Source organism: Echinicola rosea, from assembly GCF_005281475.1.
In the GTDB taxonomy this organism is placed as follows: Bacteria; Bacteroidota; Bacteroidia; order Cytophagales; family Cyclobacteriaceae; genus Echinicola; species Echinicola rosea.
Map to the genome: position 1 here is coordinate 4130234 of NZ_CP040106.1, position 24871 is coordinate 4155104.

General features: G+C 44.1%; 19 protein-coding genes. 11 read left to right on the top strand and 8 right to left on the bottom strand.

What is annotated here, in order from left to right:
* Window positions 1-18 precede the first annotated feature (18 nt).
* Together FDP09_RS16185 and FDP09_RS16190 are read right to left on the bottom strand one after the other, a co-directional pair.
* On the bottom strand, window positions 19-843 hold the full coding sequence (locus tag FDP09_RS16185) for an alpha/beta hydrolase (protein WP_137403660.1): 825 nt from the start codon (window positions 841-843) through the stop codon (window positions 19-21).
* Window positions 843-1964 carry a Zn-dependent alcohol dehydrogenase gene (locus FDP09_RS16190; RefSeq protein WP_137403661.1) on the bottom strand — a complete coding sequence of 374 codons (1122 nt, stop codon included), beginning with the start codon at window positions 1962-1964 and terminating at the stop codon, window positions 843-845. Before FDP09_RS16190 ends, FDP09_RS16185 begins: the two co-directional genes overlap by 1 nt.
* A 193-nt stretch (window positions 1965-2157) precedes the next feature.
* On the opposite strand from FDP09_RS16190, the gene FDP09_RS16195 reads away from it, so the two are divergent.
* The 4 genes from FDP09_RS16195 to FDP09_RS16210 all read left to right on the top strand — a co-directional run bounded on the left by FDP09_RS16195 (window position 2158) and on the right by FDP09_RS16210 (window position 5987).
* A complete protein-coding gene (locus FDP09_RS16195; protein ID WP_137403662.1) occupies window positions 2158-3000 on the top strand; it encodes an AraC family transcriptional regulator in 843 nt (280 codons plus the stop codon).
* A gap of 201 nt (window positions 3001-3201) precedes the next feature.
* On the top strand, window positions 3202-4353 hold the full coding sequence (locus FDP09_RS16200; protein WP_137403663.1) for a cytochrome P450: 1152 nt from the start codon (window positions 3202-3204) through the stop codon (window positions 4351-4353).
* A gap of 93 nt (window positions 4354-4446) precedes the next feature.
* A complete protein-coding gene (locus FDP09_RS16205) occupies window positions 4447-4755 on the top strand; it encodes a 2Fe-2S iron-sulfur cluster-binding protein (RefSeq protein WP_137403664.1) in 309 nt (102 codons plus the stop codon).
* Between the two features lie 8 nt (window positions 4756-4763).
* The gene (locus FDP09_RS16210; RefSeq protein ID WP_137403665.1) at window positions 4764-5987 is read left to right on the top strand and encodes an NAD(P)/FAD-dependent oxidoreductase; all 1224 of its coding nucleotides are present in this window, start codon (window positions 4764-4766) and stop codon (window positions 5985-5987) included.
* A 35-nt stretch (window positions 5988-6022) separates the two neighbouring features.
* Here FDP09_RS16210 and FDP09_RS16215 read toward each other — a convergent pair whose 3' ends face one another.
* The 6 genes from FDP09_RS16215 to FDP09_RS16240 form a co-directional block, all read right to left on the bottom strand.
* Window positions 6023-7495, bottom strand: a complete 1473-nt coding sequence (locus FDP09_RS16215) for a vanadium-dependent haloperoxidase (RefSeq protein WP_222840292.1) — start codon at window positions 7493-7495, stop codon at window positions 6023-6025.
* Window positions 7496-7611: 116 nt separating this feature from the next.
* Complete coding sequence (locus FDP09_RS16220; protein WP_137403666.1) at window positions 7612-9390, bottom strand: arylsulfatase; 1779 nt, start codon at window positions 9388-9390, stop codon at window positions 7612-7614.
* A gap of 16 nt (window positions 9391-9406) precedes the next feature.
* On the bottom strand, window positions 9407-11209 hold the full coding sequence (locus FDP09_RS16225) for a sulfatase-like hydrolase/transferase (protein ID WP_137403667.1): 1803 nt from the start codon (window positions 11207-11209) through the stop codon (window positions 9407-9409).
* A gap of 117 nt (window positions 11210-11326) precedes the next feature.
* Window positions 11327-13426: a T9SS type A sorting domain-containing protein gene (locus FDP09_RS16230; protein WP_137403668.1), complete on the bottom strand. Its 2100-nt coding sequence runs from the start codon at window positions 13424-13426 to the stop codon at window positions 11327-11329.
* A 169-nt stretch (window positions 13427-13595) separates the two neighbouring features.
* The gene (locus FDP09_RS16235) at window positions 13596-16382 is read right to left on the bottom strand and encodes a VPS10 domain-containing protein (protein WP_137403669.1); all 2787 of its coding nucleotides are present in this window, start codon (window positions 16380-16382) and stop codon (window positions 13596-13598) included.
* 130 nt (window positions 16383-16512) lie between these two features.
* Window positions 16513-17382: an AraC family transcriptional regulator gene (locus FDP09_RS16240; RefSeq protein ID WP_137403670.1), complete on the bottom strand. Its 870-nt coding sequence runs from the start codon at window positions 17380-17382 to the stop codon at window positions 16513-16515.
* A 168-nt stretch (window positions 17383-17550) separates the two neighbouring features.
* On the opposite strand from FDP09_RS16240, the gene FDP09_RS16245 reads away from it, so the two are divergent.
* Genes FDP09_RS16245 through FDP09_RS16275 form a run of 7 tightly spaced genes read left to right on the top strand, consistent with a single transcriptional unit; the run spans window position 17551 to window position 24853 of the window.
* Window positions 17551-18633 (top strand): mandelate racemase/muconate lactonizing enzyme family protein, encoded by a 1083-nt coding sequence (locus tag FDP09_RS16245; RefSeq protein WP_137403671.1) that lies wholly within the window; start codon window positions 17551-17553, stop codon window positions 18631-18633.
* Window positions 18630-19391: an SDR family NAD(P)-dependent oxidoreductase gene (locus FDP09_RS16250; protein ID WP_137403672.1), complete on the top strand. Its 762-nt coding sequence runs from the start codon at window positions 18630-18632 to the stop codon at window positions 19389-19391. The genes FDP09_RS16245 and FDP09_RS16250 overlap by 4 nt, the downstream gene beginning before the upstream one ends.
* 4 nt (window positions 19392-19395) lie before the next feature.
* Complete coding sequence (locus tag FDP09_RS16255) at window positions 19396-20331, top strand: aldo/keto reductase (protein ID WP_137403673.1); 936 nt, start codon at window positions 19396-19398, stop codon at window positions 20329-20331.
* Window positions 20328-21350, top strand: coding sequence for a zinc-binding alcohol dehydrogenase family protein (locus FDP09_RS16260; RefSeq protein WP_137403674.1), 1023 nt, complete (start codon window positions 20328-20330; stop codon window positions 21348-21350). The genes FDP09_RS16255 and FDP09_RS16260 overlap by 4 nt, the downstream gene beginning before the upstream one ends.
* Window positions 21351-21366: 16 nt before the next feature.
* Window positions 21367-22629 (top strand): L-fucose:H+ symporter permease, encoded by a 1263-nt coding sequence (gene fucP / locus FDP09_RS16265; RefSeq protein ID WP_137403675.1) that lies wholly within the window; start codon window positions 21367-21369, stop codon window positions 22627-22629.
* Between the two features lie 2 nt (window positions 22630-22631).
* Window positions 22632-23324, top strand: coding sequence for an L-rhamnose mutarotase (locus FDP09_RS16270; RefSeq protein WP_137403676.1), 693 nt, complete (start codon window positions 22632-22634; stop codon window positions 23322-23324).
* A complete protein-coding gene (locus FDP09_RS16275; RefSeq protein ID WP_137403677.1) occupies window positions 23240-24853 on the top strand; it encodes an alpha-L-fucosidase in 1614 nt (537 codons plus the stop codon). Before FDP09_RS16270 ends, FDP09_RS16275 begins: the two co-directional genes overlap by 85 nt.
* Window positions 24854-24871 lie beyond the last annotated feature (18 nt).

Genomic DNA, 24871 nt, shown 5'->3' on the forward strand with positions numbered 1-24871 from the left:
GGTGTTTTGATTGGTAATTTAGTATTCTCTGGGCGCTTCTGATGCGCGACTTAGTAGCGTATCAAAAAACAATAATGTATCCCTTAAATGGTTGTTCCAATAGGACCATTCATGCCCCCCCGAAAACTCCTGGTAATCATGCTTGACCCCAAGCTTCTCCAGTTGTCGATGGAGCAATCTATTCGCCGATAACAATTCATCATCTACCCCACAATCAAACCGCAAAGGAGGAAGGGTATCCATGTACTGCTGCATCAATTTAAACACATTTCCTTCACCAGCCAAGGAATTTCTGTCTGTCCAGCTTTCCTCGGCAAACAGGGCCATTTGATCAATATCCGTTATGGAACTATGACCTGATATCCCGCTGTACCGCTCACCGTACCTCGCTCCTATATTCATGGCGCCAAAGCCCCCCATGGAAAGCCCGGCGATAAAACGGGGCGAATAAGGCGAAAAGCATTCGAAATTTTCTATGGCCGCCAGAGGTACTTCCTCCGCAATCCATTTGTCGAAACTTTTGCCATGGTGTGTCAAATATGCCGATCCATCCCCCCACAAACCATCCGAAGGCATTACCAGTCCCATAGGAGCTATTTGGTTTTGCTGGATCAATTCCTCCAACACCAAATGAGCACCAGCCTTAAGCGCCCAGACCCAAGCGCTCCCATAGACACCATGGAGCAAGGTGACCATCGGAAGGTCAGTATACTTCCCCTCGGGCACATACAAACAGATATCGGCCCTTCCTTCTAGATTTTTGCTCTTTACCGTCAAAAAACGAAGACCATCCATCGAATAGGCATCGGAATTTTCGGTTGTTCTAAATTGTGATTTTTTCATCATTCAAAAGTTACCACACCTTTTGCATTTTTCCCTTCTATCATATCGGCCATTGCTTGGTCCAGCGCTGAAAGCGGATAGGTATTGGTGATCATTTCGTCTAGCATCAGGTCACCTTTGGTATATAAGCTAAACAATTTTGGGAAATCGATGGCTGGCCTGCATTTCCCATAAAGAGGGTTGATATAGATCTTGTCCCATTCAAAAAGCCGCATATCTATGGTAATCTCCTCCTCAATCCCACTTACTTGTACAGCCGTACCCGCATTTCTTATCATCGCCAAGGGAGCCGCTCCCAAGGCTGGAATGGCGGTGCATTCAAATGCATAATCAGCACCTCTTCCCCCAAACAGTTGTTTTACCTCTTTCGCCACTTGGGTCAACCCTTGGTCTTCTTTCGAAGCTTGGATGGTATCCGTTGCGCCGAACTCACGGGCCATCTGAAGGCGCTGGGGATTGATATCCACCGCCACAATATGAGAGGCTCCAGCGATCTTACATGCTTGGATGACATTCAGGCCAACCCCTCCAGTGCCCAAAACCACCGCCGAACTCCCGGCCTGAAACCTTGCGGAATTCACCACAGAACCATAGCCCGTCATCACGCCACAGCTCAGGATACTCGCCGAAGTAAATGGAATCGATTTGTCCATTTTTACACATGCGCTGGACTTTACCAACGTATATTCCGACAAGGTTCCGATATTAAATGACCTCTCTATCGGCTGTCCCTTCCAAGTAGTGGAAGAAAGTGTGGCGTGTCCAGGAGTGTATCCATTTCCCCCCGCTGTTACGGGAGAGTTGTTCTCACAGATGTGTTGATTGCCTTCTTGGCATTGAAAGCAGTGCATACAAGGAGTGGCCCAGTTGAGCAGTACAGGATCCCCCTTTTTGAGGCCTGTCACATCTTCTCCACAGGCCACTACCTCTCCAGCTCCCTCATGGCCCATGACGATCGGTTTTCCCCAAGTGAGGGAATCATAATCAGTATGGCACAATCCTGCCGCTTTCATCTTTACCAATACCTCATCAGCCCCTGGTGCTCCCACTTGGATATCACTGATTATAAACGATCCATCTCCTGTGGCTATTGCTGCCTTGGACATTATACTGTTGTTCATCTATCACACTGTTTTTAGTTCCTGTTTTTTTTGAGCCAAATCGGAGTGTTGGCCTTGCACTGCTTCTCGATTGAGCAATACAAACTTGCCATCTATGCACGGCATAATCTTCCCTTATTTTGACCATATTATACACTATTATGTAACCAAATAAATATTTACCTATATTTGTAGTACCTTTTAGCATATTCATATGAAAGCAATTCTAGAAAAAGTCCTCTTGGAGGAGCAGGATCCAGTGCTCTCCTTCAGTTATAATAAGAAGGACTTCGAAACTCCGTATCATTTTCATCCCGAGTTTGAGCTGACATACATCATGGAGAGTTCTGGGATCAGGTATGTAGGAAACAATATATCTGACTATCAACCTGGTGACTTGGTCATGCTGGGAAAAAACTTACCCCACTGCTGGAAAAATGAACACAGTGAGCACCAATCAAGCAGGTCCCTTGTCCTCCAATGGAGGGAAGAAATCATCCCTGAACTACCTTGGTTTGAAAAGATCAGGCAACTACATAAAGATGCCGAAAGGGGCTTGTACTTTTTACCAGACGCCAAAGAGGACATTTTAAGAGCTATGCAGGCAGTCCTTCACAGTACAGGCTTGGACAAATACCAAGCAATGGTGGGGCTTCTGGACCTGATGACCAATAAAGGCAAATTCATAAAACTGGCCGGTTCCTCTTACAGCTCCGACCTTAGCCATGACACCAACGACAGGCTCCAAGCAGTCCAGCAGTACGTCAATAACCATTACCAAGGGAAAATCAAGCTAAAGGACATCGCTGATCATTTACATATGAGTGAACAGTCATTTTCCAGGTTTTTCAGCAAGACTTGGAAAAAACCCTTTTTTGTGTTTCTCAATGAGTACAGGATCAATATCGCCAGCAGGGTGATCTTGGAAACGGACAAGCAAATGACAGAGATTGCTTTTGAGTGCGGCTATGAGAGCTTGGCATTTTTTTATAAGCAGTTTAAAAAATTTAAAAAACACACTCCTCTGGAATTCAGAAAGATGTTTCAAAGGATCTGAATCACACCACGACAACTTATAAATCAAGATTAATTATATTCTTTTCGGTCATATTTAAAAATATATTGAATATTTCATCAACATAATAACATATAAATCAAACAAAAAACAGGAAGAAGAGAAAGCGTATTCTTCTCACATTTGTATAACAGCAATTAACCTATTGCATTATCCTAAGGTGAAACCCGAAAAGGCAAAAAAATGGAGAAGTTTGAATTACCCGATCCCTTTGAGGGAGCCAGAGAGCAATGTGGATATGGAAAAGTAGAAGACCAGGATGACCCTGTCACCATGTTATTGAGGCTGAGAGACGTTAGAAAAACAGCCAAGAACACACAAACTTTCCAATCCGGTGCACAGCCTGGCCGAATAGTCGTACCCTCTGAAGTAAATATCCGAAGTACACGGCAAATCCCCTTTGAGGTGGATCCTCCCATGCACCGTCTATACCGGGACTTATTGGAAGATTGGTTTAGAAGGCCTGAAAAGGACACCTATAAAGCCCAACTTAGTGATATAATCAGCAAGCTTGTACAGGAAGCCAAGTCCAAGGCCCAAGTGGAAATAGTCAATGACATTGCCCTAAAACTTCAATCCCGCGCATTGACGTTGCTCCTTAATGTGCCCTTGGAGGAAGCCGAAACGTGGATATCCTGGGGGACACATGTATTCAGAAGCGAAGACAATCCTGTGGACGGGGATAAAGCAAAAATCCTCTACGACTATATCGACAGACAAATCGAAAAAGCCCTATCCAACCCGGGAGATGACCTGTACAGTATTTTGCTCAATAGTGAAATAGAAGGCAAAAAGCTCAACAAAGAAGAGGTAAAAGGGGTCATGATCCTGACATTCGCCGGTGGTAGGGATACGGTAATCAACGCTGTCACCAATACTTTAGCCTACCTGTCCAGCAACCCCAAAGCCCTTCCTGCCATCAAAGAAGATCCAACCATGCTCAATACGGCCGTAGAGGAATTGGTCAGGTATTTCTCCCCCTTGACACATATGGGAAGAGTGGCTACCGAAGATACAGAAGTATGCGAACATGCAATCAAAGCAGATAGTAGGGTCTCCTTATGCTGGGCTTCTGCCAATAGGGATCCAAAGACTTTTGAAAACCCGAACACCATCGATCTGGAAAGAAAACTAAACCCCCACGTGGGATTTGGATTTGGCATCCACAAATGTCTGGGAGCCACCCATGCACGGCATGTACTCAGGACACTTCTATCCGTCCTGGCCGAAATGGACGTGAAACTGAAAATGGTCAAAGGAGATAGTAATATCGAAGATTGGGGGGAATTTAAAAGAAAAGTAGGCTATGACCGATTGGAGATGAAATTTTCCTAAACCTACGATAGGTTAATTGAGCTGTCCTGCTTCTAAGAAAGACCAAACTAATCTTTATTATATAACCACATCATCAATACCAATAAAATCAGAATGAAAAAAGTCACATATATCACCCAAAAAGAAGAAGCAAAAACAGCATCTGCCAGTTCTGGAAACCTTATGGAGCTGGCCATAGCCAACAATATCGAAGGCATCGAAGGCGATTGTGGTGGTGTGTGCAGCTGTGCGACCTGCCATATCCATCTTACTCCTGAAGATTTCGAAACAGTCGGTGGCCCTGGTGAAATAGAAGAGGAAATGCTGGAGCTGGAAGACAATGTGTCCCCCTACAGCCGATTGGCATGCCAAGTCCCTATCTCATCACTACCTGAACAGATCACCGTCAAAGTAGCCAACTGAACCGTACCATGAGCAAAACAGCTGTCATTATCGGTGCCAGTCATGCTGGCGTCAACTGTGCCTTTGCACTGAGAAAAGAAGGTTTCGAGGGGAAGATCCAGTTAATCGAATCGACCAGTTTCCTTCCTTATCATCGGCCACCGTTGTCCAAATCTTTCCTCAGTGAGGACAAAGATATAGCTGACTATTGCCTAAAATCAGCAGAAGCTTATGAGGAAGCGGAAGTCGAGTTGTTGTTGGGCAGACGGGTCCTGCATATTGATAGCCAAAATCATGAGGTCCACTTGGAAGGTAACCACAGTATCCATTACGATCATCTCGTATTGGCCACCGGTGCCTCAGCGGTAATTCCCGCCCTTCCCGGTATGACTGTAGGTGAAGGGATATTTCCCCTCAGGTCTGCCGAAGATACGCTTGCCATAAAATCCTTTATTAATGCTAAATCCCAACTGGAAGTAGTCGTTTTGGGAGGAGGTTATATAGGATTGGAAATGGCCGCTTCCCTTCGCAAAATGGGCCATCAAATAGCCCTCTTGGAACGGGAAAAACGGATCTTGGCCAGGGTGGCCGCAGCCGAAACATCATCCTTCTTTACTGCCCTTCACCAAGAATCAGGGGTAAAAATACATACTGGCCAAAACATCACCAATATCGAACACCTCCACGATGGGAGATACCAGCTTGACTCGGATACAGGCGATAGCTTTGTAGCCGATATGGTCATTGTAGGTGTGGGGATAAGTCCAAACACAGCCTTGGCCCAAAACATCGGCCTAACGATTGAAAATGGCATTTTGGTGGACGCACATTGCGAAACCTCTACTCCTGACATATTTGCCATTGGGGACTGTGCATCATTTATCCACCAACCTAGCGCTAAAATCATCAGATTGGAATCGGTTCAGAATGCAGTGGACCAAGCCAAAATTGCCGCAACAAACATAATGGGAAACCCACAAACCTATGATAGTATCCCATGGTTTTGGTCTGACCAATATGAGACCAAACTACAAATAGCCGGCCTGAACCATGGCTACGATCAAGTAGTACACAGAATAGAAAAAGAGCAGCCTCAAAAACAAGCTGTCTGGTATTTCAAAGAAGGGAAACTATTGGCCGTCGATGCCATCAACCATGCAAAAGCGTATGTCTTGGGTACCCGGTACCTAAAAGAAGCCAGACAACTCCATCCTGACGAACTTGCCAACCCTGAAATACCGCTTTCAAAGTAATATTACTTTTAAGCAAGAGGAAATGGACGGAATTTTTAATCTACTTTTCCTTCCAGGTGATCAATATAGAATTTCCAAGCATGCCTGGCGACTTTTCTACCAAGCGTAAGGCCTTCAATATTTTCACTTTGAATATGATAGCCCCCCATTACCCTGGAAATGCCAGCCATTTCGGCTGTTTTTGTAAATGTCGGGAAATCCAAGCATACAGTGTCTCCCAAATGCTTGGGCTCTGTCATAGCACCTGCCACCAATTCTACGGATACACCAAAGTCGTCGCTTCCTGTCCACAGTTTCAAGGCTTCTGCACAGCCACCACTGATGGAACTGTGGCCTGAAACATAACTGGGAAATGGAGGACAAAGAAAGGTTTCCGGGGAATAGGGTCTCCATTTGCTTCCATCCATCATGACCATTCCCTTGTTAGGCCCTGCCCATGCTTTTATCAACTTACCCCCAAAATACTTATGAACCAAGGCAATGGGACGGGCAAAATCATAGTACATTTTAGAGTCCCAACAGGCTATAAATGCATCCATGGCCACCATTTGGACATAAAAATACATTTTAACATCTTCATCCAAAGTATGTTGGTCCCTTTTTGAGACTTGCTGGGAAAAGTTCAACCAATGTCCTGCTTGCTGGACAGACTGGGGACCGTCTCTCATGAATTCAACCAATGCTTTATTTTCATCTGTCAGATCGGCCTGTAGGGAAACAACTTCCCGAACTTCTCTTAAAAGTTGAGGAGAGTCTAGGCTTGGCGGAGGCCCGGGGCGAAACTGATCGGCACTTTCCAGGGATATTGGTTTTACCAAATACCAATATGGGGTAAGACAGCCTGGGGCAAACTTGTCCCCATTTAGATCCAGAAAGTATTTGGGTTGCCACCTTTCAACATCGTTGGATTGATCGGCACTATTGGCAGGCTTGTATCCGGTATAATCAAAATAGGGCTGGCCATTGGGTCCTGTCTCCTCTCCGTATTGATTGGCTCCGTCTCCCCTTCTTGCATCTATCACGGCCTGAGCTGCCAAATTGCCTATACCTACTGGGGTAGACGGGTCTTGTCTTCTGTCATTTGGATCCAGTCCTATCTCTTTCATGAAAGAACGAAATAATACCGTATCGGAATAATAATACTCACTCAAGGTCCTAAAGGCGGCATAGCTAATTGCTACTTTTTTGTTGTCCAAGGTTTGTTCCGTTACTGGTCTTCTTTGGACACTGTCCAGATATACCGGAACTGCCTTCGTATCATACCTGCTCCAAGCATCGAAGACCGCAGTAAAAACCAAAGCCAAATACCTAGAAGTAATGGTGGGTCTGGGCTTGAAATTATCGGTATCCCTAGCTGTGGCCTCAAGGGACAGTTCAGCCCATTTGTAAGCAATATTTTCATTGCCCCTGTGCTGCTTTATTCTATACTCTTGGGCCTTGGAGATATTGGTCACAGTCGTCAAAACCATGATAATATAGAGAATTCCTTTAGGAAAATTGAATCGCATGGTATTTTGGGGTTAAACAAGTATAACAATCTAATGGTGCCAAGGTAAGTTTATATAACAAACTTTTATGCCTCATATGTTGAAAGTCGTTGTTCTCAAGTTTCACCGTAAAATGATCAATCCATTTTTACGATATAGGTATAATACACCCCAAATAGCTCATCGCCTGTCACAAAATCATTCACCAAAAACGTCTTCCCCTGCTCCAGGTAAACATCAAAATCCACCGCGATCATTGACGCGTCTATTTCCTTTTCCATCATTTGGTTGGCAATGGATATTTTCACTTTTTCTGGTTTTATGGGCAAATAGCTGAATTGACCTTTTGGATTTTTTTTGGGAATGCCCCAAATGGGCCCAATGCATTCCTTTGGCCAGCGCTGACAGGAGATTCTGTACCATCCTTCCGATGCTACCTGAATGGCATGCTTATTATTGGTGTTTTTCATTCCTTGGGCTACTTGTTCACTTTTCCAAATCCCACTGCTCTCTCCTATCGCATGCTGGATGGTCAAGGTCACTTCTTGCTGATCCCCATGGCCTATTATGTTCACCGGCATTTCCTTAAACGTTCTTCTTTGGGAAGCCTGCTCGTAAAAAGCTGCATTCTCTGCCATCAGTCGGTCTTTGATGTGAGGATATTCATTCGAAAGGTCATGGGCTTGGAAGCGATCTTTGCTGACATCATACAAGGACCTGCCATTTACCAACCTCCATTTCCCATTCATGATACATGTTCCTGTAATCGGTCTGGGCACTCTCCAGTCTTGATTATGATGAATAAAAAGCGTCTCACCGTTTATTTTATCCTCCCGTCCGGTCAGCAACGGAGAAATATCCCTACCATCCAGCAGCTTGCCTTGTGGAATTTCCACATCACATAAACCTACCAAAGTCGGTATAAGGTCGACATGCTGTGTAGGACTGTTGATGTCTTTTCCTCCCATAATCCCACGATGAGGCCATCGAATGAAAAAGGGAACGCGATGTCCTCCTTCTGTTGGTTGGCCTTTTTTCCCCCGAAAGCCCATGTTATATCCTGTCTTTCCATCACGGCTGATGCCAGCGGCACTTCCATTATCTGACATATAGATCACGATGGTATTTTCATACAAGCCTTCTTCCTTTAGGAAAGCCTCCAATTTTCCCATGTTCTCATCTATATTGGCGATCATCCCATAAAAATTAGCGTTTACGATTTCACCTTTTTCTTCCAAATCCCGATAAGGGTCTGCGTATTCATCCGCTACGATATGGGGAGAGTGGGGAGCATTGGTGGCGAGGTAAACAAAAAACGGATCCTCTTGATGCGACCTGATATAGTCCATGGCTTGGCCAAACCAAACATCCGTACAATACCCTTCAAATTTTTCAGGTTCATTGTTAACAAAATAAGTATCATCAAAATAACTGTTGCCCCAATAATCCGAAAGCTCCCCGACGCCTCCTGCTTTATGGTGCACCGCAAATTGAAACCCCATGTCCGTTGGCCGCGATGGATAATTGTCTCCCAAATGCCACTTACCGAACATGGCCGTTTGGTAGCCATTGGTTTGAAAGATGTCGGCCATGGTTTGGGTATTGGGGGGAAGCATGTCTCTCCCTTTATAAGTAGCCCAAGTACCATTGTGAATAGGGTATTGACCAGTCATAATCGATGACCGGGTGGGTGTACACATGGGGCTGACATGAAAATCAGTAAGCCTTACTGCCTCTGCATAAAACTGATCGATATGGGGTGTTTTTAGCCATGGATTTCCATGGCAGCCCAAGTCCCCTATCCCTTGGTCGTCAGTAAGGATAAGGATCACATTGGGACGCTTATCTTCTTGACCAAAAACCGGATATGTCAATATGCTTAATAGGATAATCAAGATCGAAATAATAGTATGCATGGCTTAAGGATTGTTTCTATTTTTGATGGTTTCTGAACACTGTGGTTCCGTCGGCCTTTAAACCACCCCAGTTTACTTCCACCCGGTCTTCACCAAGTACTTCGGAGACTAACAGTTTTCTTAATCGGTCAGCTACTTCTCTATACGCTGGGTCAAAAGCCAGTTCATTTTTCTCTTTTGGATCTACACTGTAATGGTACAATGAAGGGTCTATATCTTCATATGAAGCACTTTTTGCCCAATTCATATTTTTCCCCCGGATTTTATCGGGTCTGATCTGCATGGAAAAAAGGAACTCTTCTGTGCGGATGTATGCCCTTGGGCCTGTGACGGCATGACTCTCTCCGATAATATATTCCCTGGCCGGTAGGGATTGGTCTGCTACCTTGCTAAGGTCATATCCATCGAGATAGGCGTATCTTTTTTGGTCCAAGTCTGCTCCTCCCGCAGCCAAAATTGTCGGAGCAATATCTACAAATTCGCTAAAATCATGGACCACTTTTCCTGCTGGAAAAGCTTCCTTGTCCGATGAGATCACCACCACTGGATTATGGGTATCCACTTCCCAAGGGCTAAACTTGGAAACCGACCCGTGGTCATTCAGTTTCCAGCCATGGTCCCCGCAGACCAAGACGATCATCCATTCTTGGTTGTGCTTTTTGCTATAGGATTTAAAATCGGCTACTGCCTCACCAATCAAGGCATCTCCGTAAGCACAAAAAGCATAGTAATCCTGTGTCATCTTTTGTTTTTCTTCTTCTGAAAAATGATCTGAATACCCATTGGTTACTTGTCTTTTTATTTGGTCGGGCAACTTGTCCCACTCCTCTTCGTCAAAATCAGGGATGTTGTAATGCTGTTTTTCGAAGCGTTTTCTATAATCCTTAGGAGGCAAGACTGGCGTATGCGGAAAATCAAAACCTAAATTACAGAACAAAGGCTTGTTGGGATCTACTCCTCCAAAAGTCAAATCGCCCATGCTAAACTCACCATTCGGAGCCGCCAAATAGTTTGCCAAAGCCTTGACATAATACCCGTCCCTTGTAAACCCTGCCTCACGGGGACTTACCCCCGAAAGGATCATCCCTGATGCGATGGACTTGCCTTTTTTTTCATTATAATGCCTCAGCAGGTCGTATTTGCTTACCGTAGCTAGGGCAGTTCCTGAAGGGCTGTACCCCTGCTCTTCCATCTCCTGTGAACAATATTCTACCTCTCCTTCCGAGTTCACAAAAAACTCCACACTTCTGAACGGTTCATCGAGCCGCTGTCCATTCATTTGAAAAATCCAGTCTTTGCCCCAATCACACAAGCCTTCCTTCGCCAAGGTTTTCGAATCGATACTCGTCTGATAGATGGGAGCAGGCACCATTCGGTTTTCACCTTTTGTTTTTAGCCTTACTCCCAGCTTACCAATGTGAAGCGTCTGATAGCCCAGGTCTTGCATCTGCTCTGGCAAAGTAGGTGATACATGGTCGGCAAGATTATTATGGTATTCAAATTCATACACGCCGGACTTATGTGGATACCTGCCAAAATGCATGGCTGCCCTTGATGGTGCACACCCGGGGGATTGACAATAGGTATTGATAAAAGTAGTCCCTTCGGTTACCAATTGGTCAATATTTGGCGACTCCACATACCCTAGCTCACTAATTTCACGATCATGCAAAATCCTATTGAAGGCCCTCACCGCATCATACCGCTGATCATCGGTAATGATCCACAGGACATTTGGAGATTGCCTAGAATCCTGTCCAAATGCCTGTCTTGAAAATACCGTTAATATCAAAACCAATGAATACAGTAACGTCTTCATTCTTTATTTTTTTAAAACTTCAAAAGGTGACCATGTGCGCTTTAAAAAAAGGGCATGTATGCTCACAGGAAACATACCCTTTCCGCTCTCTTGGAGCCTTCCTGCAACATCCAATTGCTAACGCTTTATGATCTTTCCATACCCTGCCACATCACCGATCTGGATATATGCTGTATAGAGCCCCGGGGAAAGTGTCCCCATATCGACCAGCACCTTTCTCGATAAAATCTTTGGTTCGGAGATTTGCACCTCAGTACCTTCTTGGGAATAGATATCCACCATGGGTGAGGCATCTGCAAACTCTCCCTTCCACGATATGGACAGCATTTTTCCAACTGGGTTGGGATAGAATCTAAATCCATCGGAATTGAATTTGGTCTTGTTCTCCATTCCTACAATTACATTTTCCCGTGAATGTTCAAAACTATGTACTTGCAGTATCAAAGAACTAATATGTCCCTGCGAATCAGGAAATGTCACTTCCACCTGATTTTGCTCTTTTATAAATGCATAAGGAACAGGGATTTCGATCATGCCAAAAAAGTCATCGCGATTGGCTTGGTCATATCCTTTCCAATTGTCAGGAACCTGCACGATTTTATCGTTGACTTTGACTGTCGGCTGCTTGCTCTTATCGTGCTTTCGCCCTATGCTCATTCTTAGTACGGCGTATCCATCAGCCTTCTTCTCTACCCCATCAAAGGAATAAATAACAGGGGCATTTGCCGAAATAGCTTCTAGGTAATTTTCCGCATAATATTTTTTGGAGACCATGGTGTTGGCCACTTCAGGGGCCGCTTTCATGTCCACTTCCAGCACTACTGTTTCTCCCGCAATGAGGCTTAGGGATCCAGGTAAATTCTCCCACTGCTCAACCGACATCTCATGGGCTTTATCTGGATAGATTTTTAGGCTTTTGGCGGTAATCTGGTTGATTTCAGGAAGAGAAATACCCTCTAGCATTACATCTTGGGGTAGATCATCCAAGTTATTAAAAGCAAGGTACAGTACATTGTTGTCCTTAAATGCTTGGACTTGGACGTCTGGATTATCCGATTTTATCCAGACTCGTTGGCCCTTGACATTTTTCCAAAGTTCGTAAAAATTGATCCGTGGTGTGTATTCCCAGCCTGCCGGATCGGGCTCGCCTATATTGGTTGGCTTCCAAAGCACCGCCTGATAGGGCTGGTAATTATTTGCCTCATTGATGTGCCACTGTGCCTTTCCTGTGATAAAAGGGATGGAAATCTCCATCAGGTCTTCCCTCTCCAGCAAGCCAAACAATATATGGTTTATGGACCTTATTGTCTGGATACTGGCCAGATCACTGTAATTTTCACCGTAGCCTTTTTCAATGGCACCATATTCGGAGATGGCATGGGGCTTTACCTCATTCCATTTGATATAGCTATAATTTTCGATCAGGTCAAGGATCGCCTCGGCATTACTGCCACTTCTTTTATTATCTTGTCCTTCTACGTTTACACCATCATACAGGTGCGTCGCAAAAGCGTCCATATGCTCTCCTGCTACATCCATGAACATCTTCATATTTTCCTCCCAGTGACCAAAGTCCTGAAGCTCCAGTGATGGCCATGCACTGGAATATCCTATCACTTTCATATTTGACAAGGCAGGGGATTGGTCAAATCGCTCTCCCACTTTTCCATATAGCGCTGCCATCTGCTTTTTGATGCGGATATTTTCTGCATTGTCCCAGCCGCCTTCATAAAAGTCCTTGGCATGAACAAAGGGTTCGTTCATCACTTCAAAATACTCGGGACGCTCATTTTCATTGACCCAATAGGTAAAATAATTCACTGCCCAATCCGCCGCCAAATCCACATCCATTCCATCCACAAAAACATTATAAGGATGCTCTGTACCTATTTTCCGTGTGACCGGCAATAGTGAAACCTCACCGGATTTTGGTGTAGGATATGCTGCCACCTCACCGGTTTGCTGCTTTGCGGCAGAAAATGCCGCCCAAAATCCCCTGCCCTGCCCCACTTCATACTCTTCATAAAGTGCAGTATGTTCTTGGTCATTACCTGATGAGTGGATGTTAAAATATTTGCTGCGATCCAACGCACTAATATCATTGATGTACCGTTGGCAGGTGGGGTCAAATGTGACTTGCGTTTGCCCTATACACGGCAGGGATGACGAAAAGAATAAAAATCCCACATAAAGGGCATATCGTAATTTTATAAACATAGGTTATTTTGTTTTGGTTATTGTTGTTGGTTAAACCACATGCAAGTTTGTCTTCATAAAGGTATTTACTCCATGGAACTAAAACTTGTCTCCATGTTTTGGGCTGTACCACTTATGTTTTATTTGGAAAATCCAGAATGGGGATAATGTATGTACCAATATTACTTCCTCACTCCACCGTAACTATCACATAATCCGTAGCGCCGGTCAGGCCTCCGGCAGTAAGCCAGATTTTTGTCTGGCCTCTGCTGTGAAGGGTAATTGTTCCGTCAGTACCCACAGAGGCTATGGCTTCATTTTCGGAATAAAAGGCACGTTCCTTACTTCTCCAACCGGCCTCTAATACTTCTACTTCCACGGAGTGGTCGGTCCCCACCTTTCCAGTAATCGTCCTTGGGACAGCTTTTATTTTTTGAACCGGATTTGGGACGTTGATACTTCCTTCATAAAAACCACTGCCTAAAGTCGCCAGCCAGATTTTGGTACCATCAGTAAGGTCAAACTTCACATCTTCTATCCGATGGGGAGCAGTAATTCCCCTATTGTTCTTGTGCCATGACTTTCCCCTGTCCCAGCTAATATATATCCCGGGGTTTTTGGCCTCATACCCCACCGAAACCACCAGTAATTTAGGGTCGAATGGCGATATATCGATACATTCCACTCCTCCGATCGGAAACATTTGTTGCCAAGTAAGTCCATAGTCATCTGAATACCATAACCCCTGCCCTCCCGTATGGTGGCCAGTGGTAATGTACATTCTACCCGTAAGGTCAAACTTGATAAACTGCACCCCTTCCACTTCAGCAGGCAATTTTACCTCGGACCAGTTTTTCCCACGGTCAGCCGAATGGTAAAGTCCTCCTTCAGCAATAGGGAGAAAATAGGCCTTGTCATTTTTCTGAGCAGCAATAAAAAGTGATTTCCTGCTTTCGTCCCTAGGATCAAATTGGATGTCGTTGATCCGCGCAGGAACGGGCAATCCATTGTTCCTTTGCTGGAAGGTTTTGCCAAAATCTTCTGAATAGAAAAACCCTCCTTGGTCAGCTTTTTCCCGATCCACAATCCGGGTGATTCCTACATACATAAACTGGTTATTTATAGGATCTATGGTAAGGCCATTCGTGTAAAAATCATCCTTCCAGCGTTTGGTCGCCGGAGTAGCTATACCGTAGTTTTCCCAAGTATCCCCACCATCCGTACTGCGAAAAACACACTCTTTATGCGCTTGGCGATTGGAAGTAGCATAAAGAATTTGCGGATCATAGGGATCATAAACTATATTACTCACCGTTTCTTGTGTACTGGGGACATATTTTACTGCCATGATCCCATCCACCCTTTCGCCAGTAGGTATCCACAGTCGGTGTTCTCCCGAACCAAATAAAGGAACTGCCGTCCTACGATCCTGTGCTATCGTCAGACCGGGGAGGTTGGAATTGCCATGACCTACCAAGCCACCCTTAGGCGTTTCGGTTTCGTCCATTTGCTGCCAACTTTTTCCATGGTCAGTGCTCAGCATGGTGCTGTGGTCGGATATGATCATTACGCTACCATCCGGGCCCACATCCAGTGCCCGCATGGACCTCAACGCATAATCATCCCCATGCCGCATGTGCGGTGAAAAATGGCCGACCACCATATTTTGACTGATTGGCTGCTCCCTTGAAGCCCAATAAACACTGTCCTTGGCCCAGGTCTCCTGATAAAGTCGCGCTGTACTTGTCCAATTTTCCCCAAAATCGATAGTGGCCCACAAGCGACCTGGCATAATCGAGTTTCCTATCTGTGGATCTGCAAAACCTACATACACCGCACCATCACGACTCGGATCCGCACTGACCATATTGAATCGTTGCAGGGCACTTTTCGGAAGCTCTGGATATTGCTTGGTTACTTCATCGATAGGAAGATCAAACCACTTGGAAAGATACTGGTAATAATTTTTGGGCACTCCCCCCGAAAGTCGGTTAATGTTCAGGCCTAAATTTCCATTTATTTCTTCCCAAGTATCACCCGCATCATCAGAGTAAAAAACCCCACCAGAGCAGCTTGTGGATTGTCCAGATGGATGGTACTGCACTTGGTCTAGGACATAGAGCACAAATCGCCCAGTAGATTGGTCAAAATAATAGTCCATGTCCATGATGATATTGTTGTCCAATTGACTTTCGCCAATTTGGGTCCAGCTATCTCCACCGTTTTCAGAGCGATAGAGGCCATAGTTGGAAGCCGCAAAAACCACTTGCGGATCTAGTGGGTTGACAATAATCCTTCCTACTTGGGCTTTCGGATGGAGTCCTTTATTCACAATTTCCCAGCTACTTCCCGCATCCGTGGTCCGCCAAACCATTCCCTGGTAATCAGAAGGAATGCCATGAGGCGCTGAAGCTTTGAGGTCTTTATAACAAGACAGCCACTCCTGACCACGCACATTTGTCCCTCCCCCTACAAACCATTTGTGGCTATCGGTGGGATCAATGGCCAAAGAAGCCACTTTCTTCTTCCACCTGTCTATATCTTCCCCATCCTGGCCTACCTTATACCACGGACAGTTTTTCACTACTTCCCAATTTCTACCTGTGTCCTTGGTGATCCATAATTCAGAAGATGAAATCGCCAGTCCCATTTTGGGTTCTGAATGCGAATAATACAAATCCCGCAAGTGGTAAAAGGTACCATCTCCATCTTCATCGGTGATTCCATACCACCGCTTGCCGTTATTTTCAGACTGGTAAGCATTCCACATATCCGGGCACAACGCCACCGTTCCGGGGATAGTGGGATGGTACCTGAGCAGGTTGGCAAATCCAGCATTCCCGGGCCCAAATTGCCGCCAGGTAATTTCATCGCCGGAATCGACACGCTCAGTTTTCAGTTTATGGATATTATCTTGATAGACCTGAGCCTGAAGCAGGGTAACATGAAAAAAAACTACTACGAATAGAATCCTCATAACATGGTTATTTGAACCTAAATCTAGTATGGATTAACTCCGATGACTGATCCTTATATCCAAATTTGTAGCATACATGTCTTTTGGAACCCGTAGCCCTCCTTAGCCTGAGGCAGGAGATATGGAGCAGCTATTTTTCATTAGCTGTCGGAATGTTTCGGAACTGCTTACGGTAATTTTGGGGAGACATTTGCTTATATAAGTTAAATTGGCGATGAAAAAATGACAAATTATTAAACCCGGATCGATAGCCAACCTCAGAGACGGACAACTCCGTTTCGATAAGCATTTGACTGGCAAGAGTGATCTTGTACTCATTCACGTAATGGGAAAAAGTTTTGTCAAAAGTCTTTTTAAAAAACCGACAAAACGCTTCTTTGGAAAGTGCAAGTCTATCTGCTATCTCATTAAGGCGTATTTCTTCCAAAATATTGTCCTTGATATAGCTATTTATCTGATTGACACGTTGACTCTCTTTATTGGAGAGCGCCTTACCAAAACCCGGTCCAGCAAGCAGGGAGGTACTGGAATCATTGGCAAGGGTATTTAGAATCCGTAGAAAGGACAGCAATCTGTCAAAAGGACGCTTATTTACTAGATCAATAAACTCCGCTTCCATCGCTATTGATGTTTGGTGATCAAATGCAATTCCATAGGAAGAATTCATCAGTAATTTACGGATATTCGAAAATTCCGGCAAATCCAACCAATACTTCAGCAAGGATTCATCCCATTGGATAATAATGCATTTTACACACTTTCCATTACCTCCTACAGTTTTCCAAGAATGCGGGACATTCTTTCCGACAAGCACTAAGTCCCCCCGATAAAAGGGAGCCATAGAATCTCCCACATACCTAATCCCAGTTGATTGAACCATATAGGTAAGTTCATACTGTGGATGAAAATGCCATTCTGCCTTGAACTGGGGCTCTTCAAAAACCTTCACTTTAAATGAGCATTCAGAAGAGGTGGTCACTTGTTTTAAATGAGGTTTCATAAGAAACAATTGATTGATTTTTTCCAAAAATGACAATTATTAACTAAAACTGAAATGACAAATGGTAAAAATATCAATATAGTACACTACATAAACAAAATGCTATACTGATCTTCGGTCAGGAAAATTCAATTTTGCATATAACAATCTAACCATAATACAAATCGAATGAATGACCTAGCCATTAGGGAAGTGAAATTTTTCAAGGCCTCTTCCGACCTCAAAAAGCCTATAGCGGACGCTACGCATTCGCTAACCGAAATCTCCTTTATTGTCTTGAGAATTCAGCTGGAAAATGGAGTTATTGGGGAATCATACCTATTATCCTTCCAGTATTCTCCAAATGCGATTATAGGAGCGCTAAAAGATATAGTTCCCTTGATCAAGGGCTTTAAAGCATATGAAACAGGAATGGTTTACCAGAAGTTGGAAAATCTCTTTGAATATTTTGGCAACCAAGGCCTGCTTCGTTGGGTACAGTCAGCCATCAACATCGCTATGTGGGATGCTTGGGGAAAAATACAAGGTCAACCTATCCACAAGCTATTGGGAGTAACCAAAAAAAATGTAAACATCTATGGCAGTGGAGGTTGGCTCTCCTACAGTATAGATGAACTCATACAAGAAGTAACAGATTATGCTGACAGGGGATTCAAAGCGGTAAAGATAAAAGTCGGTTCCCCAAAGGTTTCCACAGACCTGAATCGCTTGCGAGAAGTACGGGAAGCAGTAGGTGACAAAGTAGACATTATGATGGATGCAAACCAAGGAATGGATTTACCATCTGCTATTAAATTGGCCCAGAATGCTCGTGATCTAAACATCCACTGGTTTGAAGAGCCAGTGCACCACCAAGACTTCCAAGCCTACCAAATACTTAAAAACCAAACGGGCATTTCCCTGGCCATGGGAGAAAGAGAATTTGACACACTCCCATTGAGGGAGTTGGTTACCCGAAATGCGCTGGATATCTGGCAGCCGGACATTCTCAGGATTGGTGGAGTTGAAGCATGGAGGGAGAGTGCCGCGTTAGCCCATAGTTTTCACCTTCCCGTGTTACCACATTACTACAAAGACTATGACGTACCCCTATTATGCACCATCCCCAATGGGGTCGGGGCAGAATCGTTCGACTGGGTTGACCCGTTGATTGACAATCCCATGGTCATTCAGGATGGGTATGCCAAACCGCATGATTTGCCTGGTTGGGGTTTTAATTTTATTGATGACCGGTTAACAGAAATCAAATGAGCAAAAATGTTTTTTCATTAGAAGGGAAATTGGCCCTTGTGACAGGCGGTGGAACAGGAATAGGGTTTGGTATTGCCCAGGCTTTCGTGAAAGCGGGTGCACAAGTGGTGATTACAGGACGTAGAGAGTATGTTTTACAACAGGCCGTAGAACAGCTTGGAAATAACACCGTGTATGTAGTAAATGACATCACCGATAAAGAGGCTATCCCATCTCTAGTAGCAGAAATAGAGCAAAATGTAGGAGCCATTAATATTCTGGTCAACAATGCAGGAATCCACCACAAGGCGATGGCTCAGGATACTTCTGACGAGGATTTTGAGCGAGTCATTCAAACCAACTTGCTGAGCGTCTTCAGTTTGACCCGAGAGTGTGCCAAATACATGCTGGGACGAAAGAGCGGCTCGATCATTATGATTGGTTCAATGGCCGGGCTTTTCGGTATTGACAAAGTAGTGGCTTACGGTTCCTCCAAGACAGCCCTGACAGGTCTTGTCAATGCTTTGGTTACAGAGTACTCGGCCAGTAATGTACGTGTCAATGCAATCGCTCCTGGCTGGATCGAATCCAACATGTTTATAAATGCAATTAACAATGACCCTGAAAGAAAAGCGCAAATCACGAACCGAATAGCCATGGATCACTTCGGGCAACCTGAGGACATAGGCCATGCAGCGGTTTTCTTATCATCTGTGGCAGCAAGGTATATTACCGGTGTAGTACTCCCAGTAGATGGAGGTGCCACAGTAAATTTTTAACATCATGAACAGCCCCACTTACATTGACGATTATTTGACCAGCAAGGCTTTTGATGGACAGAGCAGACTGGTCTATGGAACATCAGGCCTAGGAGGCGTTTGGGGCTCTGTGCAGGAGTCCGAATCTATTGATGCTGTACTATATGCATTGGAACATGGTGTTTCAGTCTTCGATACAGCCCCGTCTTATGGAAATGCCCAAGAAATCCTTGGTCGGGCACTTGCTCAGTGGAATGGCCCCCGTCCATTCGTAAGCACAAAAGTAGGTCGCTTAAGAGGAGAAGACGCCTTTGATTTCAAGTTGGACTTTTCTAGTGAGGGGATGACCAAAAGTCTGGAAAATAGTTTGACAGCCCTTGGACTGGACCATGTTGACTTATTATTCCTCCACGAACCGCAACTGGTACCCTTAGAAAATATTGACGCTATCCTTGACACACTAAAGCGTTTCAAAGAAGAAGGACTCGTCAAGAAAATTGGTGTGGGAGGAAATCCCACGGTTGCATTTCTGCCTTATATCACCAAAGACAACTTTGATGTGGTCTCGGGTTTTTTGAAAATGGACGCTTGTAACCTGTCCACATTTCAAGGAGATATTCAACTACTTAAAAAAGAACACATTGCCTACTATGCAGCTTCTGCGCTTCATTTTGGTCTATTGGGCAACCGATATGAGCAATGTCTAAAAGATGGTGCAGATGGAAACTGGATCATCCAAGCAGATTTAGACAATGCCAAGGCTATCAAAAAAATCGCTGATGAGCAGAACATGCCCCTGTCCTCTCTAGCACAACGCTATTTATTTTCCATTGAAGAGGCAGACCGTGTAGTGGTAGGAGCCAGAAACCTTGAACAAATAACTACCACCATCGAAGATTGGAAGCAGGGTAAGCTCCCAAAAGTTGTTTTTGACCAAATCACAAATACGATCTTAAAATGAAAACCATCAGACTGAACGAACCAGAAAAATGGGAAATGCTTGACGTGCCAAAACCCGCAGCAGAACAGTTGGCTCCTGAAAATGCGTTATTGAAAGTGAAAAAAATTGGAGTCTGCGGTACGGATTTACATGCATTCAAAGGTACCCAACCATTTTTCCAATATCCAAGGATTCTAGGACATGAGCTTGCGGTGGAAGTCGTAGCGGTCGGTGAAGCAGTGGACAATGTCAAGGTCGGCGACCACTGCTCTGTAGAGCCCTACTATAATGACATCATCGGTCAGGCCGTTCGCCGAGGCAAGACCAACTGTGGTGAACACCTTAAAGTATTGGGTGTACACGTGGACGGTGGCATGTGTGAATACTTCACCTATCCAGCTAAATTTTTGCACACTTCATCAAAGCTCTCTGAAGATCAGCTAGCTTTAATAGAACCATTGGCCATAGGTTGCCATGCGGTAGATAGGGCAAGAATTAAAGAAGAAGATATCGTTTTGGTAATTGGTGCGGGACCAATCGGACTTGGCACCGCACAGTTTGCTCAGCTTACGGGCGCCCGCGTCCTGGTGATGGATATTGATCAGAACAAACTTAAAATATGCAAGGAAATTACCGGTGTAAAAGAAACCCTTACAGCTGACAGCGATATAAAATCCAAATTACTGGAAATATTGGATGGTGACTTGCCAACGGTCATTTTGGATGCCACTGGCAGTTCCCAGTCCATGATGAAGACCTTTGATTATGTAGCTGCTGGAGGAACTATCGTCTTCATCGGCCTTTTTATAGGTGATATTGTATTTGACGATCCCACATTCCACAAAAAGGAAATTACTCTCATGGCCAGCCGTGCAGCCATGAGTCATGATTTTTCGAAAATCATCCAGCTGGTAGAAGAAGGTAATATAGATCCATCCACCTATATCACGCACCGGCTCAAGTTTGATCAGGTACCTAGTGATTTTGAAAAACTCTATGCACATGGGTCGGACCTGATAAAGGCCATAATAGAACACTAAAAAACAACATACAGCCATGTCCCCAAAAAAACCAAACAATAGTCGATTTCTGGTGCCACTTATCATTGTTATGGCCCTGATGTTCTTCTGGAACCTAAGCCGCAACATCAATGATGTATTGATTCCTCACCTTAAACGAGCATGTCAGCTTACTGATTTCCAGTCATCTCTGGTACAATCGGCCTTTTTCGGGGCATACTTCCTCATGGCTTTACCTGCAGGCTGGTACATTCAGAAAAAGGGCTACCGCATGGGCATCATCACAGGACTGTTCATTTCGGCACTTGGTGCTTTTCTATTCTTTCCGGCGGCAGAGACAAGGATCTATCCGCTCTTTCTGCTGGCACTGTTTGTCATGGCGGCTGGTTTTGCCATGTTGGAGGTGACCGCTTCGCCTTATATCACTAAGCTAGGTGATCCAGAAGGGGCTTCAAGTCGATTGAGTATGGCAGCAGCCATTGGCTCGCTTGGGGCCACCATCGCACCTTCACTGGCGGCATTGCTACTCCTGCACGAAGTGGATGTACCACAAGCCACCATCGAGGCTTTTACCCAAGTTGAGCTGGAAGCCTTTTTGTCTTCTGAGGCCGATCTGGTAAAGCCACCATACCTGATCCTTGGAGGCATTTTGGCTTTAACGGCCATCACGGTAGTTTTTATAAAACTGCCAAAAATCAAAGATGAGCAAGGAGGTGACAAAAAACCACTTATAGACATTTTAAGGTTCCGGCATACGCTATACGGCATAGGTGCTGAATTCTTTTATATAGGTGCTGAAATAGGTATCGTGAGCTTCATCATCCGGTACGCCAAGTGGTTTAGGATACCAGAGCTTACAGAGCAAAAATCAGCGCAGTTTATCACTGCATATATGGCCTTGGTGCTTATTGGCAGGCTCCTAGGCGTGTATATTCTTAAACGATACAAACCCCAACATGTGTTGGCATTTTCCTCAATCAGTGCATTTACCATGGTTACTGCCGCCATTTTTACCAATGGCTATTTCTCACTGGCCTGCTTATCCGCTGTTGGCTTGTTTACCTCCATTATTTACCCAATCATCTTCAGTCTAAGTATGCAGGACCTGAAGGAGTATACCAAGACAGGTTCATCAGTGTTCCTATTGGGAATTGTGGGAGGAGCTATCGTTCCGCCCGTTATGGGCTACATATCTGACACAGCAGGGATCAAGTATGCATTTATTGTTCCATTGATCTGCTATGTTTACCTATTGTTTTTTGCCATGGAAGGTTATAAAGTGAAAATCAAAGAAGCTTAATTATGAACACCAAACAGTTCAGGAGATTTACCTATTTTATTCAAACCGTCCCCCGCAATATCAATGCATTTTTTGAAAGTACTGATTGGCATCGTCTTTTGGAGAAACCCGAAATGAAGGAAATACACGACCTGAAAATCTACAGAAAAGGAATGGATTATTTTATCCTTTTGGACACCTCAGCGATTTTGGACAATAAAGCCCTCCTAAAAGCCCTGAACCGTATAAAAGCGTTTCAATTACTTCAAGAAAAATTGACCGCAAATGGCACCTCCTCTGCACAGTTGAGTAAGCCTCTTGAACGGATATTCGAACTGGAACAGCAAGACGTTTATTCTCCAGAAGAAGGTCAATTAAAAAATAGCATAGGAAAGCACAAAAGATTTGTATGGACTTTGCTATTGGAGCCAACCCTGATTGATGAATATAAAAGGGTGCATGCCATGGGTATGGCCTGGCCGGAAATCACCAATAACTTAAAAACCATCGGTGTGAAGGACATGGAAATTTACTTATATGAAAATCGTGCGTTCCTGATTATGGATACTGTGCCAGGTTTTGACCTTGAAAAGGTCAGCCCCACTTGGCAAAAAATGCCTCGTGAAAATGAATGGCAGGAATACGTGGCAAAATTCCAACAAACCAGTCAGGGGAGCTCTATTCAAGAAAAATGGCAAAGTATGGTCAAAATTTAAACGTTATGATCAAAAATACAAGTATCATCATCTTACTTTTTTTGTCGCTAAGTTGTACACAAAACGCAGCAAAAAAAGAAACAGAAAACGAAGACTTCCCCCTATATACTCCAACCTGGACTTCCCTCCAACGTCATCAAACCCCACAATGGCTTAAGGATGCAAAGTTTGGCATTTACACTCATTTTTCTTTGGAAAGTATGCAATTCAAAGAAGGAAATGGAAACAAATACAAACATGAACTTATTAATGAATTCACATTTGAAAATTTTGATGCCAAAAAATGGGCAGAATTATTTAAAAGATCGGGGGCCAAATTTGCCGGACCAGTAGCATGGCATGGTAGTGGAATGGTGCACTGGGACAGCGATATAACCAAACTTGATGTAGTTGATATCGGACCCAAACAGGATGTAACCGGTTTGTTAAAAAAAGAAATCACAAAAAAGAACATGAAATTTTTGATGTCGTTTCATCCCGGTTATTGGTATAATGCTCTTCTTGATAATGAAAACCCAGGGCGTGGAATGCCGGAATTCTATGAGCTTTATGGTCCACCCCATGACCAAGATATCACCAGGTTCACCCCGTGGAAAGACCATGTAGAGAAACAGTCTAAGTTTTCGGAACCTTATAGAGATTTATGGCTAAAAAAAATGAAGGAAGCTATCGATAAATATAGTCCGGATATTAGCTGGACGGATGTTTCCTTTGGGGGGACAGTATGGTCCCATAATGTCGGGAAATTCAAAAACGGAAAAGCCATTTCTGACAGTCTATATTTTAATGGTTTTGACGAAAGGAGACAAAGGCTTTATTTAAGCCATTTTTTTAACAACGGCCTTAAAAGTAATAAAGAAGTTGAGTTCGTCTACAAAGAACATGATATTCCTCCGGGAATTGGCATGAGAAATTTTGAAAACGGACTGATAGACAAACTGGCATATGATACGTGGATGACAGACATTGATATATGTCATCCGGTCAGTTGGTGGTACAAGCCAAACATGGACATAAAAAAAGCTGATTTACTTATAGATATGTTAGTGGATATAACGTCAAAAAACGGAATACTACTATTGAATGTCCCTCCTAAACCCGATGGTACTTTTGCGCAATTCATAAAAGATGAATTATATCAGGTTGGAGATTGGCTAAAGCTAAATGGAGAGGCCATTTATGGTACCATGCCATGGAGTATTTATGGTGAAGGTCCTTCTAATTTACCACAAACTGGACATTATTCAGAAAAGGAGGACAATGCCAGTTACAATGAACTGGATTTCAGGTTTACCCAAAAGGACAACCTATTATACGCTATCTGCTTGGGTATTCCCAAAGGGGAAGTTGTTATTCATTCACTGGGCAGCAATGCAAGATTATATCCAGGTGATATCCTATCAATAGAGCTCCTTGGTAGTGATGCTGCCATTAAATATGAACACAACCCCTATGACCTTACGCTACAAATGCCAGATGATTATCATGGTAATTTTGCCTGCGTTTTCAAGATTCAGCGAAAGCCCTGAACTCCCCACTGAATAACC

Coding starts and splice junctions, on each gene's coding strand:
- FDP09_RS16230 (WP_137403668.1), bottom strand. CDS start 13,426: ATGTTTATAAAATTACGATATGCCCTTTATGTGGGATTTTTATTCTTT.
- FDP09_RS16240 (WP_137403670.1), bottom strand. CDS start 17,382: ATGAAACCTCATTTAAAACAAGTGACCACCTCTTCTGAATGCTCATTT.
- FDP09_RS16200 (WP_137403663.1), top strand. CDS start 3,202: ATGGAGAAGTTTGAATTACCCGATCCCTTTGAGGGAGCCAGAGAGCAA.
- FDP09_RS16250 (WP_137403672.1), top strand. CDS start 18,630: ATGAGCAAAAATGTTTTTTCATTAGAAGGGAAATTGGCCCTTGTGACA.
- FDP09_RS16260 (WP_137403674.1), top strand. CDS start 20,328: ATGAAAACCATCAGACTGAACGAACCAGAAAAATGGGAAATGCTTGAC.
- FDP09_RS16205 (WP_137403664.1), top strand. CDS start 4,447: ATGAAAAAAGTCACATATATCACCCAAAAAGAAGAAGCAAAAACAGCA.
- fucP (WP_137403675.1), top strand. CDS start 21,367: ATGTCCCCAAAAAAACCAAACAATAGTCGATTTCTGGTGCCACTTATC.
- FDP09_RS16210 (WP_137403665.1), top strand. CDS start 4,764: ATGAGCAAAACAGCTGTCATTATCGGTGCCAGTCATGCTGGCGTCAAC.
- FDP09_RS16275 (WP_137403677.1), top strand. CDS start 23,240: ATGGCAGGAATACGTGGCAAAATTCCAACAAACCAGTCAGGGGAGCTC.
- FDP09_RS16245 (WP_137403671.1), top strand. CDS start 17,551: ATGAATGACCTAGCCATTAGGGAAGTGAAATTTTTCAAGGCCTCTTCC.
- FDP09_RS16195 (WP_137403662.1), top strand. CDS start 2,158: ATGAAAGCAATTCTAGAAAAAGTCCTCTTGGAGGAGCAGGATCCAGTG.
- FDP09_RS16185 (WP_137403660.1), bottom strand. CDS start 843: ATGAAAAAATCACAATTTAGAACAACCGAAAATTCCGATGCCTATTCG.
- FDP09_RS16190 (WP_137403661.1), bottom strand. CDS start 1,964: ATGAACAACAGTATAATGTCCAAGGCAGCAATAGCCACAGGAGATGGA.
- FDP09_RS16215 (WP_222840292.1), bottom strand. CDS start 7,495: ATGCGATTCAATTTTCCTAAAGGAATTCTCTATATTATCATGGTTTTG.
- FDP09_RS16255 (WP_137403673.1), top strand. CDS start 19,396: ATGAACAGCCCCACTTACATTGACGATTATTTGACCAGCAAGGCTTTT.
- FDP09_RS16225 (WP_137403667.1), bottom strand. CDS start 11,209: ATGAAGACGTTACTGTATTCATTGGTTTTGATATTAACGGTATTTTCA.
- FDP09_RS16270 (WP_137403676.1), top strand. CDS start 22,632: ATGAACACCAAACAGTTCAGGAGATTTACCTATTTTATTCAAACCGTC.
- FDP09_RS16235 (WP_137403669.1), bottom strand. CDS start 16,382: ATGAGGATTCTATTCGTAGTAGTTTTTTTTCATGTTACCCTGCTTCAG.
- FDP09_RS16220 (WP_137403666.1), bottom strand. CDS start 9,390: ATGCATACTATTATTTCGATCTTGATTATCCTATTAAGCATATTGACA.